The sequence below is a fragment of the Mesorhizobium sp. P2_F8 genome, assembly GCF_056403655.1.
Window position 1 is genome coordinate 14,467 of the sequence record NZ_JBFUFB010000028.1, and the last position, 16,553, is coordinate 31,019.

The window sequence follows — 16,553 nt, forward strand, 5'->3', positions numbered from 1 at the left end:
CGATTTGGCCGACCGGAGCCGCTCATGAGCCGGCTGGACTATGACCTCACGTAAGCTTGCTATTGTGCAGTGCAGCAACGATGTTGTTGCCTGTGCATTATCGTGCGCGGTTTTCGTCACCCTGGCGGCTAAGGATCTCGATTTGCGAAACCTCTCAGATACAATCACTCGCCTGACCGCTATGCGTGGCCGGCCGGGTTTGTCCGCGCACCGCGACGACCGCTTGTCCGACATAGCCGGTTTCGGATCCAATCCCGGTGCCTTGCGTGGGCGCTTCTACGCACCTGAGAATCTCCCGCGGGGAGCGGCGTTAGTTGTCGTCCTGCATGGCTGCACGCAGACGGCGGATGGGTACGATCATGGATCTGGATGGTCGAAGCTGGCGACCGACCAGGGWTTTGCRSTGCTRTTTCCGGAGCAGCAGCGYGGCAACAAYSCCAATYTKTGCTTCAACTGGTTCGTGCCCGAAGATATCACGCGCGACCGTGGAGAAGYGCTCTCCATCCGCCAGATGATCCAAGCCATGGTGACAAAGCATGGCCTCGACRACCGGCGCATTTTTATCACSGGTCTTTCYGCCGGCGGCGCCATGGCGGCGGCRATGTTGGCAACATATCCGGAAGTGTTCGSYGGCGGCGCAATCATAGCAGGGCTCGCCTACGGCAGCGCGTCGACGATCCCGGAAGCCTTCGATCGTATGCGTGGCCATGGGGGCCCTTCGAAGGCTGAACTTCAAAGGCGCCTTGCGGAAGCTTCGCCCCACAAAGGGATTTGGCCGAAGATTTCAATCTGGCAGGGCGCGGCCGACACCACCGTGGTCGCGTCGAACGCGGATTCCATTCTCGCCCAATGGCAAGCGGTTCACGGCGTGGGCGCCAGCCCCACCCGAAAAGAAACGGTCGATCGACAGATACGTCAGGTGTGGTGCGGCGCGGACGGCAAGGAGTTGATCGAGAAATACACGATTGCCGGCATGGGCCATGGCACGCCACTGCAGACGCTCGGTGATGATGGCTTGGGCGTTGCCGCCCCATTCATGCTGAACGTCGGCATTTCATCAACACGCCATATTGCGGATTTCTGGGGTCTTACAAGCCGAACTGAAGCCAGATCTGGGGAAGCGCCGGGAAGATCGGCGGGCAAAGCAGTGAGGACTTATGCACCTGCGGAAAATCCGCGAGCAGTACGCGCCGATGCCGCAAAGGCGCCTCAGCCTGATGCTCGCGGCGGTTCGGCCACAGGCWTTACCAAGGTGATTGAGGACGCTCTGCGSGCAGCCGGYTTGATGCGTTAGCTCAAAAGCTCTTTGGCTGGGTAAGACCGACAAGGCTTGATGCCAAGAAGGTTTCCCGGCCGAAAGGTCGAAGTTCCGGCCGGGAAGTTTCGCGCGGTTAGATGCGATTGACGCGACGAGCGCCGTCTCGCCCAATTTCATTCGAGGCGTAGTTCTCGGCATCGGCGTCGAAACCTGTCCATCCGCCGGCCTGATATTCTCCACGACGCTCTTCCAGGTTCACGGACTTGGTCTGCCCCAGAATCCTTTCGGCGTTTGCCACCAGCGGGTCGTCTACCTTGGCGGTGACCAACGTGCCGCCACGACGCACACCCTCTGCATAGACGTGGGCATCGTCCTCTGCGACGCCGGAATCAGTGAGGGCTCCGACGATGCCGCCGGCAGCGCCGCCGACGACGGCGCCCCCAACCGCACCGACTGCAGTGGCAGCCAACCATCCGGCGGCCACCACCGGACCAACGCCCGGGATGGCCATGAGGCCAAGCCCGGTCAGCAGTCCGCCAGCACCGCCGACAACGGCACCAAGTCCGGCGCCGCCCGCTGCATCGTCCGCAGCCTTGGATTCGTCATGGTCGCGCCGGTTGTCCGCATTGTTGGCGATGATGCTGATGTTGGAATGCGGAATGCCCGTCGCTTCCAGTTCGCCAACGGCATCGGAAGCGTCGTCATAATTGTCGAATAGTCCGGTCACGGTTTTCATTTTGGATCTCCTGATTTCTGTTTGGTTAGTTGGTGCCGGCAACGACGTTGCCCTGGTAGTCGAGCGCTACTGCCGTGGTCTTGCCGCCCTTGTTCGCCTGGCCGCGCCAGATGCCCTGATCATCCTTGGCCAGCTTGGACACATCGGAGAAGCCGGCGTCCTGAATGCGATCCTTGGCCTGATCCTCGGTGAAGCTGTTCGCACCAGGAACGGGAGCGGAGGGGTTCGCGGTGTCGGTGGCGGCTACGGCCGGGGTCGTCGAGGAGGTGGCCGCCGATTTGTCATCGATCTTGGACGCGATCTTTTCGATCATTTCCTGATGCATCTTGAGTGTCGGGATTGTCTCCTGGGCGAAGGTCTTCAGCTGAGCGTTGTCGCCATCCTTGGCGTAGCTCTCGAACAGCTTGACCGCATCGGAATGCGCATCGCGCTGCATTTGGACGTAGGGTGTGTCGATCGGATCCTTGCCATTTTGCAGAGTATCGACATCGCCCTTGTGCTTGGCGTCCAGTTCCTTCGGGACTGTTAGCTTCTGCTCGCCGGCGATTGTCTCGAGCTTGGCGTTGGCCGCACCATGATCGTCAATCATCTTGTGCGCGAAGTCCTTGACGCTCTGGTCCTGTGCTTTGGTTTCGGCAACCTTGCTGGAATCCACTTCGAACATTCCGCCTGCCGCGGCCTTGTCGACAAAGTCTTGCGCGCTGTCGGCAGCAAGGGCGGGCAGGGCGAAAGACATAGCTGTAGCTGTGGCCAGTGAGGCCAAAAGTAGGCGGGTTTTCATGGGATAGGTCCTTGTTTGTGCACACATGTGCTAAGGGCCCAACCTGCGCCAGTCGGCTTTGTTCCGGACGGTCAGCGATAAACTGGCATTGATCGGCGCACCCTGTTTATGGCTCGGAGAGTGGCGACCGCGCTCTGGACCGGTCGGTTTKGCTGTCAAAAGATTGCTAATATTCGCCGAGGAACATTCTCATYGGAGTGTGGAAGTTGCCTCTACAGCTTCCACAGCCCGTCTCGGGGTGGGGCAAAACAAACCGAGGCGGGCATTTCGGRTTCGCGAGGAGAGGRGTGGAGGTAGACGAAAATGGCCYTGGCTAAGAAGGACCAGGAGCGCATCACCTACGCTTGGATGTAYGGCGTGCAGGCTCGAAAGGACGGCAAGGAGCGCGTGGTGCCCGAGGTCTGGGACGAATACGCCGATGCATGGCTGCARGGATTTGATGGTGAACCCATCATCGGCGCSSAYAAGGCCAGGTTGGTCGGCGACCAGATGGAAGCGGAAGTTGACGAAACTGGCGTGAGCGAGCCGCGTCAGTCGACCAGCTGATGGATTTAGGAACATTTTTGCCGGCTAGGAATTCATGGTCTCTGGCGGTGGAGGSTTTCATGACCCRACGACGCGTCGACAAGGAACGGATTGAGCGCGCTGATCGCGAATCGAAACTGACGATCGAGGCTGAGCGCCTAGCGAGAGATGCCAAGACGGCGCGACTGCGAGAGCAGCGCCTTTCCGTGGAAGCGTCTGTCGAAAAGACGGCTCCGGCCAAACGCCGTCGAGGCGCCGTCAAGACACCAGGACGAAAGATTATCGAGGTCGACTGAGCGGTAGCCAGCAAATCGCGAAATGATGGCTGGCACCGGTGCCGCTGCGGATACAGCGCTTCGTTCAAGCGCCATTTCGTTGATCCTTGATGTCGGAACCGGAAGCGCTTCATAGCGTTTCAGCTAGTTGACGTTTGGAGCAGCACCTTTTGCAAAAGTCCCCCATCGTACGGACGGCCTCGTCTCTGCCGGTCGAGGATCGGTTTCGTGTGCTTGTTGAATCGATTACCGACTACGCGGTGTATCTTCTCGACGTGAACGGGACAGTCATCAGCTGGAACCCAGGCGCAGAGAAGTCTAAGGGCTACACCGCTGACGAAATCATTGGCCAGCATTTTTCCACATTCTACAAGCCGGCCGACCGAGCTGCGGGTTTGCCCGAAATGGCGCTGAAGACGGCTGCAACGGAAGGTCGGTTCGAAGCCGAGGGCTGGCGCGTCCGCAAGGACGGCACCGAGTTCTGGACGCATGTTGTTATCGATCCCGTCCGCGGCACAGATGGCGAAGTCGTCGGGTTTGCAAAGATCACGCGAGACCTAACGGAAAGGAAAAGCGCTGAACAAGCGCTGAGGAGCAGCGAAGAACAGTTCCGGATTTTGGTCCAGAGCGTCGCTGACTACGCCATTTACATGTTGGATCCGAAGGGTTTTGTGAGCAGCTGGAACCTGGGCGCCGAGCGGATCAAAGGCTATAAGGCGCACGAAATTCTTGGCGAGCATTTCTCGCGCTTTTATCCCGAGGCCGATCGAAAGGCCGGCGCTCCGGAAGAGAGTCTTGCAACTGATGCCAAGGAGGGGCGTTTCGAGCGCGAAGCTTGGCGTGTGCGCAAAGACGGCAGCACATTTTTGGCCCATGTCATCATCGATGCAATTCGAAATGAGGGCGGGGAACTGATCGGTTTTGCGAAGATCACCCGCGACGTGACGGAGCGCAGCAAGGCGCTAAGGGAGCTGGAGCAAACACGAGAACAGCTCTTTCAGGTCCAGAAATTGGAAGCCATTGGCCAGCTTACCGGAGGCGTAGCGCACGACTTCAACAATCTTCTGATGGTGATCCAGAGCAGCCTCTCCATGATACGTAGACGCGTCTCGGATGATTCCAGGCTTCTCTCGCTTTTGGATAACGCGTCGCAAGCCGCTGCTAGAGGAGCAACGCTCACCCAGCGGATGCTGGCGTTCGCTCGCCGCCAGGATCTCGATCAACAAACGGTCTCGATTCCCGATCTCGTGCGTGGGATGACGGATATGCTTGAAAGGGCAATTGGTCCGACGATCGCAATCCTAACCCAATTTCCGTTGTCACTGCCTAATGTCGTCACTGACCCCAACCAATTGGAGTCCGTGCTTCTAAATCTCGCGGTCAACGCGCGCGACGCCATGCCCTCTGGAGGATCGCTTGTTATAAGCGCTCACGCTGAAGAACTGGACGTCTTCAACGATCACAAGCTTAAAGCCGGTCGCTACGTCCGCTTTTCCGTGAAAGACGAAGGGCAAGGGATGGATGCCGCGACACTTTCCCGTGCGACCGAACCGTTCTTCACGACGAAAGGCGTAGGTAAAGGGACCGGCCTAGGCCTCGCGATGGCGCAAGGTTTTTCCGAACAGTCCGGAGGCCGGCTTATGATTGACAGTCGACCCGGTGCCGGCACCAAGGTGGAAATTTGGCTCCCGGCGGCGATGTCGTCGCGGCCTGCAGATGACACGCCTGCTCCGCAGATGCCCGGCACGAACCGGCAACCACTTACAATCCTGGCTGTCGACGACGATGCTCTGGTGCTGATGAACACCGTCGCGATGCTGGAGGATCTTGGACATTCCGTTTCCCAAGCAAGTTCAGGGGTACGTGCGCTGGAAGTACTCAGGGGGGAGCCGAAGCTGGACTTGCTCATCACGGATCATGCTATGCCAGGCATGACCGGCGTCGAACTGATTGATCTGGTTAGAGCCGAGCGCCCGCACCTGCCTGTAATTCTCGCGACGGGTTATGCCGAGCTTCCTTCCGGGACACAGACGACCGCAACCCGCCTGGCCAAACCGTTTTTCGACGACGACTTGGAGAAGGCCATGGATCTCGCGCTTCGAAGGTGACGCATTGCCTTGAGAGTAGGGCGCCAGCCATATGGAACTATGCCTGCCGCCCGGCGTTCTGATACGCGGCAAAGGTGACCCCAATCACCTCCCATTTGCTGCCTCTTGCCCACCCGCCGAATGGTGTGGCGGGCTTTTTCCGAAAGCGCGGTCACAGGCTGGCTGGCCGAGTTGTCCGCCCCGGGCGGGGCGAGGCCTATGCCAGACCCCGGCCCGCTGCCGAAAGGCGGTGGGCCTTTTTTATTGCCGAAGGTTCGAATCAAATTGAGACAGCTGCATTGATGGTTCGAAAGCCATGCTCCCGAGTAAGTTTTTATGCGATGGCGCTAATGTGCCCTTCGCAAGTTGTTCCTGCACAGTCATTCACGGCTGTTTAAGGCAACCAAGGAGGATCGCATGTACTCCCTGAACAGAAGTCTGGCCAAGACCTTGGCTGGCAGCATACTTGCAATCTCATTGTCGTTCCCGGCTTATACTGCGGGCATAGGCGTCGGAGCCGGCGCGTCAGTCGGTGGCGGCGGCGGTATCAATGCTGGCGTTGGCGCCTCAGTTGGCGGTGGAGGCGGGGTCAACGCTGGTACAGGCGCCTCAGTCGGCGGCAGCGGCGGGGTTAGCTCTGGCGGCGGCGCAAATGTTGGCGGTTCCAATGGAGCCAGCGCTGGCCTCGGTGCTTCTGTCGGTGGCAGCAATGGCGTCAATGCAGGTGCTGGCGCCAATGTCGGCGGGACTGGCGGCGTCACTGCCGGTGCCGGTGCGAATATAGGAGGGGCCAATAGCGTCGGTGCAGGGGTAGGGACCGGCGTTGGTGCCGGCGTTGGCACCAATCCAACCAATCCGACGAACTCGAGCATCGCGTCCAATCCCAGCAGGGCAAGGCTGACACGTGTCGTCGCCGACATGCCTGACAGCCAACTAGCGCGGATGAAGAAGCGCTGCGCGGACGTGCTGAGCAGCTCTGGCTCCTATGATCGCGACCTCCGCGAGCTCTGCTTGCTCATATCCCGACGCTAAGAACGTCGTTCACGCCCGCTGGCTTCGGCCGGCGGGCTAGCCAAAGGCGAGTTTATTATTTTAGACGCAACTAATATTTCTGCAGAAAGTTACCTCTCTGCCAGCTAATGTCCCTCTGCTGGCGACTTTGGAGCCCGTCACCTTTTACCCAAGGTGGCGGGCCTTTTGCGTTCATGGAGAGATTGAGCGACCAGCGCTATTGGCACTGCCTGCGCGGGCCGCCGGAATAGGGCTGGTAGGTGTTGTCTTCGGGCCGAAAGGAGCGGTAACGGCTGAAGCAATAGTCAATGTGGTCGGACGAAAGCTGGGGGCTGCCCTCCGCCGTCGCCCACTCATCCGTCGGAACGTATCCATTCATCGACGCATCGTTTGCCTCAACGTAGCTGACGGCATCGGGCGGCTGCGCTGTGGCGGAATAGGGCGATATGCATGGGCGTTGCCGCCCTGTGTAAGACCTGTAGCTGTTGTCCTCGGGGTTGTAGGACCGGTAGCGGCTCGCACCATTCGACATGGGCGGCCGGCAATTCGGCCGTTGTTGCCTTGACCTCGCCTGTCGAAGGCTGGACGGCGGAAGTCACGATGGGGTCGGGTAGCGCTTTCGCCATGGCGGAGGCGTCGGGTATCTCAGCCTGCTCAGCCGGAATGCGCTCGAAGGACTGTGCCGCCGTCTTCACAGGGCCGCGAGAAGCCATGCGGCGAATGCAAGGCCGCTGGCGAAGACCGCGAGCGTCAGCAAGAAACCTCCGGCGATTCCCAACAAAGCCTTGCGCTCCTTCAACCCTACCCATCCAAACAAAATGCGGGGCGATGGATCTGGTTCCAGGAAGTGTGCTGGCGCGGCATGAGCCGAGTGTCTAAATTTGAATTTCGGCTCACGACCCAAGTTGACACTCGTCACGTTCGATGAGGCACGGTGCCGTCGATGTCGTGGCTGGGAATGCCCTTCGCGGCTCCGGGCGTGGCCCTGGTGATGGACAGAAAGTCTGACTGTCCGCTTCTGGGTGAACACAATCCGCTGGCAGGACCGCGCGCTCAAGGCCGCGTTGTAGCGCGTGGTCCGGCGGCCATAGCGGGGGGCTCGGGGACTGACCGCCGGGCCTACCGGCAAAGAGGGGTGGGTTTTGCCGGCTGACGAATTATAGGCCGCTATCCGAAAATTCAAATTTTCTAAATGAGCGGCAACCGGCCATTGCGCCGATCGTTGACCCTATGCTGGTTGATCCCGGCGCACTCCAGACCCTGCCCGCCCATATCCCATTTCGGGCGGGCATTTTTCCTGACCGTTGGAACAATCTCGCACCGACGACGTTCGGCGAGATCACTGTACCCAGTGATTCCGCCAAAGCTGGCCCGCTGCCGAAAGGTGGCGGGCTTTTTTGCGTGCCAGGCTGGAACCCGTTGCAGACGGTGGAAGTTCTGATCCTGCTCGGCTCCCCTCACCGAGCAGCCACCCAAGCTCCCGCCATCGTTCCCGATGGCGGGCTCTTTTGTTGGCAGCAGCCGAATACGACCAACGTCAAAGAGATGTGGAGTTATTTGGGTCGATGGTCGGCTGCTCGTTCAGCAGCGTGGAAAGAGCCGTGATGATCTGGGCCAGGACGAACGGCTTCGTGATCATCACGCTACTAGGCACACCCTCAGCGCCCCAGTGAATGGCGCTGTCTCCGCTGATGTAGATCACGGGAATGGTTGAGTTGGCTTGCCGCAAATGCCTGGCTACCTCCCAACCGGACTGGCCGGCCCCTAGGCGGACGTCTGTAATGAGGCCCTTAAACTTGTCCGGGGCTGCATCGAAAGCCGCGATAGCCTGTGCGGCATCTGGGGCCGACGCTACTTCGAAGCCGGCTTCCTCTAACACCGATTCGAGATCGAGCAGGATTAGCGGCTCGTCCTCAACGACCAGAACCGCCCCGACATACATTTGTTAATCTCCCCAGTTTGCGCACCGATTACGCGCGAGGCCGGTATTTGTTCCAATTGGTCAACTGTCGAAAGCATGCACGAAGGCCTCGGCGGCGTCTTTTTGGGCCCATCGCCCGCTACCTCGAGGCCTTGGGCTTTTTGTTTTTCGGGCGGAACATCGACACTCTCAGGAAGTTCTCAAAGAAGCCTGTTGCCTCACAGGCAGGCTGTTTGAAAACAGCATTTCAAGGCCCCGCTGGCTCCGGTCGGCGGGGTTCCGTTTAAAGCGCTGGATCGCTGTCTACTTGCGGCTTTCTGTGACCTGTTGGAACGATTAGTTTTTCGGCTCGTTGCGGTGGCTAGCCATGAGGACTACATCTCATTAGATCCGATTACGCCGGCCTCACCCTCAGAGAGATTGGTTAGCGACGGCTCTCCAGAGGTAAAGACAACACCGGCTGCTTCCAATGCCTGTCGGATGCGCGTGAGGTTGCCCGGACCCGGCATTCTGTGGCCGTTCTCAAACTCACGGATCGTGTCTTCGCTCAGGTTGGACTTGGCGCCAAGCCTCACGCAGGACCAGTTTAATAGCGCGCGCGCTGCTCGCGATTGCTCTGCCGTCAGGTTTCGCAAAGTGACATCTCCACTCCACGGACTTTTCTGCAGAACAGGGGACCGGGCAGAAGGTTCCGACCAACATTTCACTGGCCGCTAATGGAACGGAAAGGGCAATTTTCCTGAAGCGCCGCGTCTAATCAACGAGCACGATAAACGGCTTGTGCTTCGGCCGTTCGTGCCAAATGACCTGTCGCAGATCGCACATGTCGACCATCTGGCCGCAGATTGGACAGGTATAGAAATTGTCCTGTTCGTCGGAATGGTCGCCCGCGTGACGCTTACCAGGAATGGGCGGTCCAAGGTCGGATAGCTTTGTCATCACCTTCAAACATTCAATTTGCCTAAAATGTTTCCATAGATATTTTAGCGTATGCTAATTGAAGCGCGACTAGCGGGTCAGTGCATGCGTCTGAAATTCATTAAGCCGATGGAGCCGGAGTTGGTCGACTGGCCGCCCGAAGGCGACGACTGGATCCATGAAATCAAGGTTGATGGTTACCGCACCCAAATCATCAAGGATGCCGATGGCATCCGCCTGTTCACCAAGAACGGCTACGACTGGACGTCCCGATACCGACACCTTGCCAAGGAAGCGGCCTCGATCGACGCTGAAAACTTCATCCTCGATGGTGAAACCATCGTGACAAATGAGGCGGGCCTGTCCGATTTCCATGCTCTGCAATCGGCCGTCACCAAGCGCCGGCCTTCACAGGATCTCTACCTGGTAGCGTTCGATCTTCTGTACATCAACGGCCACGATCTGCGCGACATGCCGGTGAGGGACCGCCGCGACATTCTGCAGGAGATGATCCCGGCCGCCAGCCGCATTCAATTCAGCGAAGCCATGCCGGGCACAGGTGACGCTGTCTATCGGCTTGTGGATCACGCTGGCCTGGAGGGCATGGTTTCGAAGCGGAGGGACAGCGTCTATCGCAGCGGGCCGACGATGAACTGGCGCAAGATCAAGTGCTACGACGAAAAGGAGATGGACATCATCGGGGTGCAGCGCGAAAGCGGCAAGCCGGCGATGGTGCTGATGGCGGACCAAGGTCGCTACGTCGGCGGGGCCGTTGTCATCTTCAAGCACGACAAGCGCCAGGGGCTTTGGGATCGCGTCGAAGGCAAGGTGGGCGCTCCAGCGCCGGTAGCCTTGGCGAAGAAAAACGCCGAGTGGCTCAAGCCTGGCCTTGTGGGCCGCGTCAAGTTTCTGAAAGGCGAGGAGCAACTGCGTCACGCCTCGCTTCAGGACTTTTGGGAAAAATGAGTTAGCGGAACCTAATATCCGCACGCAAATTCATTCAACTATGGACGACCGATCGAACCCCGAAAAACTGGTGCCGAGCCCTCCGTCGAAGTGGCAGAACCGCAAGGGGATATTGATCTTGGCTGCAACATTGGTGGTCGCCATTTGCGCGCTGGCTGGGTGGTGGATCTTTAAATGAGCACACGCGGCATCAACTTCCTAGATCGATGGCTGGCCAACAACGTGCCGGAGACGACGAAAGCCGATGTCATTTCGGTCGACGAACTCACCCACAAGCTGATCGCTGACGCCAAGTCGATCGGGATCAAGCGGGACGAGATCGACGAGGAAGTCGACAGCCTCTATCGAACGATCCTCGACGCGATTGTGCATTACGAATCGGGCTTGCCCGAATAGGCCTTGCCGGCCAATCCAGATGAGGAATAGAATCCTCCCGTTGCGGCGATCCCCTTTAACGGAGTTCGCCTATGGCCAGAACCAAGCTTTCCAAGCAGCTTTCAGAGGCTGAGATCGAGCGCTTCCTGACGGCGGCGGAACGACTTCATAAAAGCATCGTCCAGCCGTTGCTATCACCCAGCAGCGAGCATTACCGGGCACTCCAGCGTGCCCACGAAGCGCTATTGAAGACGGTGAAGGACATCACCGGCAAGGATGCGCCCTTCATTCAATGGTTCGGGACAGGACCGGTGCGGCCTCCCAAGGATGGGTAGCGCAATCCCATGACCATGAAATATCCGTTTGTCGAGGACACGCTCGGCAAGAAGCTGCAGATCGGGTCGGGGCTTTCGGTCGACTGCATGACATGCCGCCGCCATGTGGACATCGATATCCAGGCGCTGGTTGACCGTCTCGGCGCGGACTACGGCTGCCTGCATTGGGACTTGATCAAGGTGCTCTTTTGCCAGCCCTGCCGGCACGCGGGGCGCCCTGACCGAAACATCTCGTTCACCAGCCATCCGAGGACAGCAGGGCAGCGGCGCTTAGACTAAGCGCCTCTGACTCGAATGATCGGGTAAGCCCGCCGCCAATTTGGGCGACGGGCTTCAACAGTTAGATTCGTCAGTTGTAGACTTTGACAATCTTGCGCGTGCCGGGATCCACAAGAACCGTCCGGTTGTCGACAACGACATAACGGTATTTGACGTTGGGCACTTCATGAAGCTCGACCGTGTCGGGCAGAGCTGTGCCGATATTGAGTTCGACGCCGGGAATCTTCACGGATGCCAAGGGCTGCTTCTTCACATACTCATGGATGACCGTATCCTGCTCAGGCGTGATGACGACGTCCTGAGCAGCGACCGCGCCGACACCAGCGAAGAGCAACAACGCCGCAGCGGCGCCCGTAAGATGCATTCTCATGATTTCCTCCTTCGTGACACTAGGCGTTGACCACATCGTCAGTCGCCAAGTCACCCGAACCTTGGACAAGTGCAAACGTTCCAGGGTTGGGCTTCGGTCGGACGGGACATGGGACCGAAGTCTTGTCGCAAAACACAGACCGCCGCGGGCGCAGCTTCTCTTCCTGCGCGGCGCCGAAGCATTGGAACATTCGCAGCCTGCCGAGGTTCTATCTGCATGTCGATGCATGGACTAGTATATGGCCCGCTAGGCGATCGATGTATGCACATCTGTGTGGATATGCAGCGCCTGTTTGCCGAACCGTCACCATGGGCGACACCCTGGATCAGCCGCGTCCTCCCCCAGATAGAGCGGCTTGTCGCAAGGCGCGCGCCGCAGACGGTTTTCACGCGCTTCCTTCCTGCTCGCAAATCCGGGCAAGGCACCGGAACATGGAAGCGCTATTATGAACGTTGGGCCTCGATGACGATCCAAAACATGGGCCCCGAAATGGTCGAACTGTTGCCGACACTCGCGGAGTACTGTCCGCCGGCAACGACGATCGACAAGCATATCTATTCGCCTTGGTTCGAAGGCCCCCTAAGAGCCCATCTGATAGGCCAGAACGTCGACACGCTGGTCATCACAGGCGGCGAAACCGACGTGTGTGTTCTGGCCACGGTACTCGGCGGGATCGATTTCGGCTATCGGGTGGTTGTCGTCACCGACGCTCTGTGCAGCTCTTCTGACGCGACACATGATGCGCTCCTCACAGTCTATCACCAGCGCTTCGCGCAGCAGGTCGAGACCGTCGAGATGGAGACGGTTCTCTCAGGCTGGTGATGTCAAAGTTGAATGCGGCGCTATCACGAGGGTCCACCGAACCCGGACCGGCCACGTTACGCGCCTAGAGCGCATAGACCTGGCGATGACAGGTATCCCGCAAGGGCCTACGTGGTGAGCGTGTTTGAGCCGCATTGGCGGCTGCCAGTAGCCGCTAGATCATTGGACTGTCGGCTTCGGTACGAACTTGGGCGATTGTAAATCGTGGCCCAATTTTGTTGCCTGAGCAGGCCTAAGTATGATCGGGACAACATCACCATCGGTCGGGAACAGTAGTAGAACGACGCCTCCGACTGCTTCACTCATGGCTACCTCCCACTTGTCGATGGTAATTGCTTGCTTCTCGCTCTTGATCTCGGCTGCCATTGGATTGCCCCATCTCTTTACTCCCCGAGGGCAGCATCGCGCAACCTGTGCGCGAAGGCAAGCTAGGAGGAAGAAGGCCGACGCCATAGGGGAGGTTGCCTGAAAGGCGCCGGCCAAGCGGAAAATCAGGTCCGCCAGAGGAAGCGCAATCGCGACTGGAAGCCGGCTTTCGAAAGTGAAGGCCTTAAACGCGGGAACCTTTCATCGGCGAGCCGATTTGTCTGCATGTCCCGAGCCGTCGAACCGCCTATACTGCCAAAGGATAGCCCAGACCGGAAGGCCAACTGTGAAGTCGCCTTGGAAGCCGCATTCGCAGCGCTGGTGACGGCCTCGGAAGCGCAGGGGTGGACGCCGCACGAAACTGCTTTATCCCTGCTGAAAATCGCTACGGAGCATGCGCAGCAGTTCAGGCTTGTGCCGGCTAAGCCGCCAAGGTGGCAAACGCGAAGCGGTATATTGATCACGTGTGCCGCGCTCGTGGTTTTGCTGTGTTCCGCAATCGTTTGGTGGATGCTGAGGTGAGCGCGCCGGGCGATGTCTGACAAGCCTCTCGCGACCTATCTCGTCAGCATTTTCGAGAAACCGCATTGCCGCACCGCGCTTGCCACCAAAGACAAGAAAAAGGCGCTCGCGTCGAAGATGGCCGGCGCCTGTTGGGCCTGGCTTTTTGGTGGAACCGCTGGGGATCTTCAACCGTTCTCTCGAAATGGCCGTTATCATCGTTGGAGCGTTGCTTACTGTCGCTGGCATTGTGTACATGGCCGGCGCGGTCTTATGGCGCGGACGACTAAGCGATCCCGTGCCTTCTGCTGCTAGGCCTGATCGCCCAAAGCCAAGTCTCGCAACCCCAGGTCCGACACTTGAGCCGCGTCGGCGCGGTCTCGGATTCCTTGGCCCGTCGCAAAACTGGCCTGGCCTGCTGATGATGGGGATCGGCCTCGTTCTGCTATTGTCGGCAGCGGTCCTCTAAGGTCAGCCTGCACTCTATTCAGCTTGTTCCGAGAAGTCTCTGCCTGTGGCTTTTGCCTTCGCCTGGAACTAAGTTTTTTCGTCGAGGTTTACCCCCGCGAAGGGACTGATGCTTTCGAGGAGACCTCCAATGAAGCATATTCTGATTACCAGCATGCTCGCGCTCAGCATCGGATGCGGTGTCGCAGTTGCTCAGACACAGCCGGCTGAAACTCAGTCGGGCGGCGACGCCAATTGCGCGGCCGGCGCAGCAGACTGTCAAAAGGGCTCGAAGATGAAGATGGGCGACCAGGCCCAAGGCAAGGCGAAGGTCCAGACGGATGAGCAGGCTCAAGGCAAGCCTAAGCTCAAGACCGACGAACAGGCCCAGGGCAAGGCAGGTGCGACCGATCAGCAGGCCAAGGGCAAGACCAAGATCCAGACCGACCAGCAGGCTCAGGGAAAGGCCAAGGTCCAGACGGACCAGCAGGCTCAAGGGAAGGCCAAGGCCCAGACCGACGAGCAGGCCCAGGGCAAGACCAAGATCCAGACAGACCAGCAGGCTCAAGGGAAGGCCAAGGCCCAGACCGACGAGCAGGCCCAGGGCAAGACCTCGACACAGACTGATCAGGGGTCAACTGCTTCCATCAGCAATGTGACGGTCGAACAGAAAACCCAGATCACCCAGGTCATCAAGGAGACCCGCGTCGAGCCGGTGTCCAATGTCGATTTCGACATCTCGGTCGGCGTCGAGGTTCCCCGGCACAAGATCCGGCTGCATCGTCTGCCCGCGCGGATCGTCAAGATCGTACCAGCCTATGAAAGCTACGAGTATTTCGTATTGGCCGACGGTCGGATCATCATAGTCGATCCAGACACGTTGAAGATCGTGCTTATCCTGACCTGACTACTTTATGGCCAACGCTCCAATGGCCCGCCACATCCAGGTGGCGGGCGTTTCCATGAAAATCTACCGATGAATCAACTATGGGCGAACGGAGAATGGCTTTCGCGTCATGAAAGCAGATTCCGGCGCGGCAAAAAGCCCCCGGCTCGAACCCGCAGCTGCCTAGATCCGTTTGAATGCGGCAAGCCCTAAGCGTAGCCGCTGGCCCTCTGCATAGGCGAGAGCGAAAGATTCCAGCTCGAATGATCGGGTAAGTTCTTCGTCGCCATCGACCACGCGGACGAACCATTCTCCGCAGGCTTCGACCACTTCAACGCAAGCGCAAACCTTGCCGTTCGTCGTCACGCTATCCATCGCAGCCTCCCTAGAAAGCAATGGGGAACGTACCGGCGCCCTACCTTGACACTGAATAAACCAGAGGGCGCCGAGCCTACCGGCGGCGCTTTGAGGGAAACGACGCCGAGAAGCGACCATAGCGTTCTCGCCAGAGTTGTCGGAATACAACCTTTTGGACGATCCCCCGACGGGAGGTTGCGCCGTGCGGTGAACATAAGATGCATGCACTGGGAACCGAGTTCAGCAGATGACGTTTTTCCGAAAGGTCAAGACGAATGACCTAACGACGGAGGAAACAATGAACATCAAGATGCTCACAATGGGCGCGATGGCGCTTGCAATGATGTCTGGTTCGGCTCTTGCCGGCAGCACATCCGCACTTGACGACCCGGCAAAGATGTCGCCGTTCTTCACCGATGCCGGCATGAAAACCTTGAGGACGGAAGGGGATTTCAAGACCGCATGGATGGCGATGAAACCCGACGAACAGAAGGCGGTGTTGAAGGACTGCGGCGACACCACACTCAACAAGTCGCACGCAGATTTCTGCGCTATGGCAAAGAAGATGGGCGGCTGAATTTAGGTCGAAGGTCGAAGGCGAGCGCACCGAGCCCGCCTTCGACCAATTGCAGGCGAGCGCCATGGCGGGGAGGTTGCCCGCAGCCGCCCACATCCTCCAGGTCAGGCGTCGCCGAAACTGCGGATATCCAGAACGCGCCAGCCACCCATCCGCCGGCTAGTTCTTCTCTCGGCGCTTCTCAATTTCATATGTTATCCAACGGCAGAACATGCCGAGGATCGATAAGACTGCGCCGCCAACCAGGCAGGCTGTGAGCACATCGCTTTTCGAAGCGCTCGACCAGCTTACGATAGCGAGCATGATGACGCTCGTCGTCGAGATGAGATAACCCACTCCCTTCAGCATGTGCAAAGAAGCTTTTGTCATATCGGACCTCTCCTTAGTCGGCTCTTCGGAACATTCCGTGCGCTCTGAAGTTCCATCGCGTGCCCGAGCGATTGGTGACGGACAGATAGTCAACCCGAAAGAGAGGCGTCTCGATGCCCAACTACCTGAAGCTCCCGACGACCACCAAAGGCCTCATTCGCGTAGTGATCGAAACCCCACGCGGCGCCGCGGCGAAGCTTGCGTTCGATCCGGGAACGCAGGTGTTTGGCTACGTCCGGCCCCTACCGGTCGGAATGACATATCCCTATGACTGGGGTTTCATTCCCTCTACGTTGGGCGAAGACGGTGACCCTCTGGATGGGCTTGTGATCCATCAGGCATCGACCGCGCCTGGCGTTGTGATCAAATGCGATCTGCTGGGCGCCTTGCG

General features: G+C 58.8%; 20 protein-coding genes and 1 pseudogene. 12 read left to right on the top strand and 9 right to left on the bottom strand.

Going from position 1 to position 16,553, the window contains the following annotated elements:
- The first annotated feature begins 142 nt into the window (after positions 1-142).
- Entirely contained in the window at positions 143-1,294 is a 1,152-nt protein-coding gene (locus AC1DZP_RS33525; RefSeq protein WP_477308403.1) for an extracellular catalytic domain type 1 short-chain-length polyhydroxyalkanoate depolymerase, read from the top strand.
- 97 nt (positions 1,295-1,391) lie between these two features.
- On the opposite strand, the gene AC1DZP_RS33530 is transcribed toward AC1DZP_RS33525, so the two are convergent.
- Positions 1,392-1,994 carry a hypothetical protein gene (locus tag AC1DZP_RS33530; protein WP_477226465.1) on the bottom strand — a complete coding sequence of 201 codons (603 nt, stop codon included), beginning with the start codon at positions 1,992-1,994 and terminating at the stop codon, positions 1,392-1,394.
- A 25-nt stretch (positions 1,995-2,019) separates the two neighbouring features.
- On the bottom strand, positions 2,020-2,775 hold the full coding sequence (locus AC1DZP_RS33535) for a DUF4142 domain-containing protein (protein ID WP_477308387.1): 756 nt from the start codon (positions 2,773-2,775) through the stop codon (positions 2,020-2,022).
- A 303-nt stretch (positions 2,776-3,078) separates the two neighbouring features.
- Here AC1DZP_RS33535 and AC1DZP_RS33540 point away from each other — a divergent pair, with 303 nt between their 5' ends.
- From AC1DZP_RS33540 to AC1DZP_RS33550, 3 genes are all read left to right on the top strand, one after another.
- Positions 3,079-3,321 carry a hypothetical protein gene (locus tag AC1DZP_RS33540; RefSeq protein ID WP_477308389.1) on the top strand — a complete coding sequence of 81 codons (243 nt, stop codon included), beginning with the start codon at positions 3,079-3,081 and terminating at the stop codon, positions 3,319-3,321.
- Between the two features lie 59 nt (positions 3,322-3,380).
- Positions 3,381-3,596: a hypothetical protein gene (locus AC1DZP_RS33545; protein WP_477308391.1), complete on the top strand. Its 216-nt coding sequence runs from the start codon at positions 3,381-3,383 to the stop codon at positions 3,594-3,596.
- A 164-nt stretch (positions 3,597-3,760) separates the two neighbouring features.
- Positions 3,761-5,683 carry a hybrid sensor histidine kinase/response regulator gene (locus tag AC1DZP_RS33550; protein ID WP_477308405.1) on the top strand — a complete coding sequence of 641 codons (1,923 nt, stop codon included), beginning with the start codon at positions 3,761-3,763 and terminating at the stop codon, positions 5,681-5,683.
- 1,207 nt (positions 5,684-6,890) lie between these two features.
- On the opposite strand, the pseudogene AC1DZP_RS33555 reads toward AC1DZP_RS33550, so the two are convergent.
- The 3 genes and pseudogenes from AC1DZP_RS33555 to AC1DZP_RS33565 all read right to left on the bottom strand — a co-directional run.
- Positions 6,891-7,212 (bottom strand): annotated as a pseudogene (locus AC1DZP_RS33555) (BA14K family protein); the annotation flags it as partial.
- Between the two features lie 998 nt (positions 7,213-8,210).
- On the bottom strand, positions 8,211-8,615 hold the full coding sequence (locus tag AC1DZP_RS33560) for a response regulator (RefSeq protein ID WP_477226469.1): 405 nt from the start codon (positions 8,613-8,615) through the stop codon (positions 8,211-8,213).
- A 353-nt stretch (positions 8,616-8,968) separates the two neighbouring features.
- Positions 8,969-9,301 carry a helix-turn-helix domain-containing protein gene (locus tag AC1DZP_RS33565; protein ID WP_477308393.1) on the bottom strand — a complete coding sequence of 111 codons (333 nt, stop codon included), beginning with the start codon at positions 9,299-9,301 and terminating at the stop codon, positions 8,969-8,971.
- 316 nt (positions 9,302-9,617) lie between these two features.
- On the opposite strand from AC1DZP_RS33565, the gene AC1DZP_RS33570 reads away from it, so the two are divergent.
- The 4 genes from AC1DZP_RS33570 (at position 9,618) to AC1DZP_RS33585 (ending at position 11,467) form a co-directional block, all read left to right on the top strand.
- Positions 9,618-10,478 (top strand): ATP-dependent DNA ligase, encoded by an 861-nt coding sequence (locus AC1DZP_RS33570; RefSeq protein WP_477308395.1) that lies wholly within the window; start codon positions 9,618-9,620, stop codon positions 10,476-10,478.
- A 174-nt stretch (positions 10,479-10,652) separates the two neighbouring features.
- The gene (locus tag AC1DZP_RS33575; RefSeq protein ID WP_477226471.1) at positions 10,653-10,874 is read left to right on the top strand and encodes a DUF768 domain-containing protein; all 222 of its coding nucleotides are present in this window, start codon (positions 10,653-10,655) and stop codon (positions 10,872-10,874) included.
- A 71-nt stretch (positions 10,875-10,945) separates the two neighbouring features.
- Complete coding sequence (locus AC1DZP_RS33580) at positions 10,946-11,188, top strand: hypothetical protein (protein WP_477226472.1); 243 nt, start codon at positions 10,946-10,948, stop codon at positions 11,186-11,188.
- Positions 11,189-11,197: 9 nt separating this feature from the next.
- A complete protein-coding gene (locus AC1DZP_RS33585) occupies positions 11,198-11,467 on the top strand; it encodes a hypothetical protein (protein ID WP_477226473.1) in 270 nt (89 codons plus the stop codon).
- Between the two features lie 70 nt (positions 11,468-11,537).
- Here AC1DZP_RS33585 and AC1DZP_RS33590 read toward each other — a convergent pair whose 3' ends face one another.
- On the bottom strand, positions 11,538-11,837 hold the full coding sequence (locus AC1DZP_RS33590) for a DUF1236 domain-containing protein (protein ID WP_477226474.1): 300 nt from the start codon (positions 11,835-11,837) through the stop codon (positions 11,538-11,540).
- 216 nt (positions 11,838-12,053) lie between these two features.
- Here AC1DZP_RS33590 and AC1DZP_RS33595 point away from each other — a divergent pair, with 216 nt between their 5' ends.
- Positions 12,054-12,659 carry a cysteine hydrolase family protein gene (locus tag AC1DZP_RS33595; protein ID WP_477308406.1) on the top strand — a complete coding sequence of 202 codons (606 nt, stop codon included), beginning with the start codon at positions 12,054-12,056 and terminating at the stop codon, positions 12,657-12,659.
- Between the two features lie 159 nt (positions 12,660-12,818).
- Here AC1DZP_RS33595 and AC1DZP_RS33600 read toward each other — a convergent pair whose 3' ends face one another.
- Positions 12,819-13,025, bottom strand: coding sequence for a hypothetical protein (locus AC1DZP_RS33600; protein ID WP_477226475.1), 207 nt, complete (start codon positions 13,023-13,025; stop codon positions 12,819-12,821).
- Between the two features lie 1,099 nt (positions 13,026-14,124).
- Between AC1DZP_RS33600 and AC1DZP_RS33605 the strand changes: the two genes are divergently transcribed.
- Positions 14,125-14,880, top strand: a complete 756-nt coding sequence (locus AC1DZP_RS33605; protein ID WP_477308397.1) for a DUF1236 domain-containing protein — start codon at positions 14,125-14,127, stop codon at positions 14,878-14,880.
- Positions 14,881-15,042: 162 nt separating this feature from the next.
- Here AC1DZP_RS33605 and AC1DZP_RS33610 read toward each other — a convergent pair whose 3' ends face one another.
- Positions 15,043-15,234, bottom strand: coding sequence for a hypothetical protein (locus tag AC1DZP_RS33610; RefSeq protein ID WP_477226477.1), 192 nt, complete (start codon positions 15,232-15,234; stop codon positions 15,043-15,045).
- Positions 15,235-15,514: 280 nt separating this feature from the next.
- Here AC1DZP_RS33610 and AC1DZP_RS33615 point away from each other — a divergent pair, with 280 nt between their 5' ends.
- Positions 15,515-15,793, top strand: coding sequence for a hypothetical protein (locus AC1DZP_RS33615; RefSeq protein WP_477308399.1), 279 nt, complete (start codon positions 15,515-15,517; stop codon positions 15,791-15,793).
- A 159-nt stretch (positions 15,794-15,952) separates the two neighbouring features.
- Here AC1DZP_RS33615 and AC1DZP_RS33620 read toward each other — a convergent pair whose 3' ends face one another.
- A complete protein-coding gene (locus tag AC1DZP_RS33620; RefSeq protein WP_477226478.1) occupies positions 15,953-16,162 on the bottom strand; it encodes a hypothetical protein in 210 nt (69 codons plus the stop codon).
- 113 nt (positions 16,163-16,275) lie between these two features.
- Here AC1DZP_RS33620 and AC1DZP_RS33625 point away from each other — a divergent pair.
- Positions 16,276-16,553: inorganic diphosphatase (locus AC1DZP_RS33625; protein ID WP_477308401.1), on the top strand; the 278-nt coding region annotated here is incomplete at its 3' end.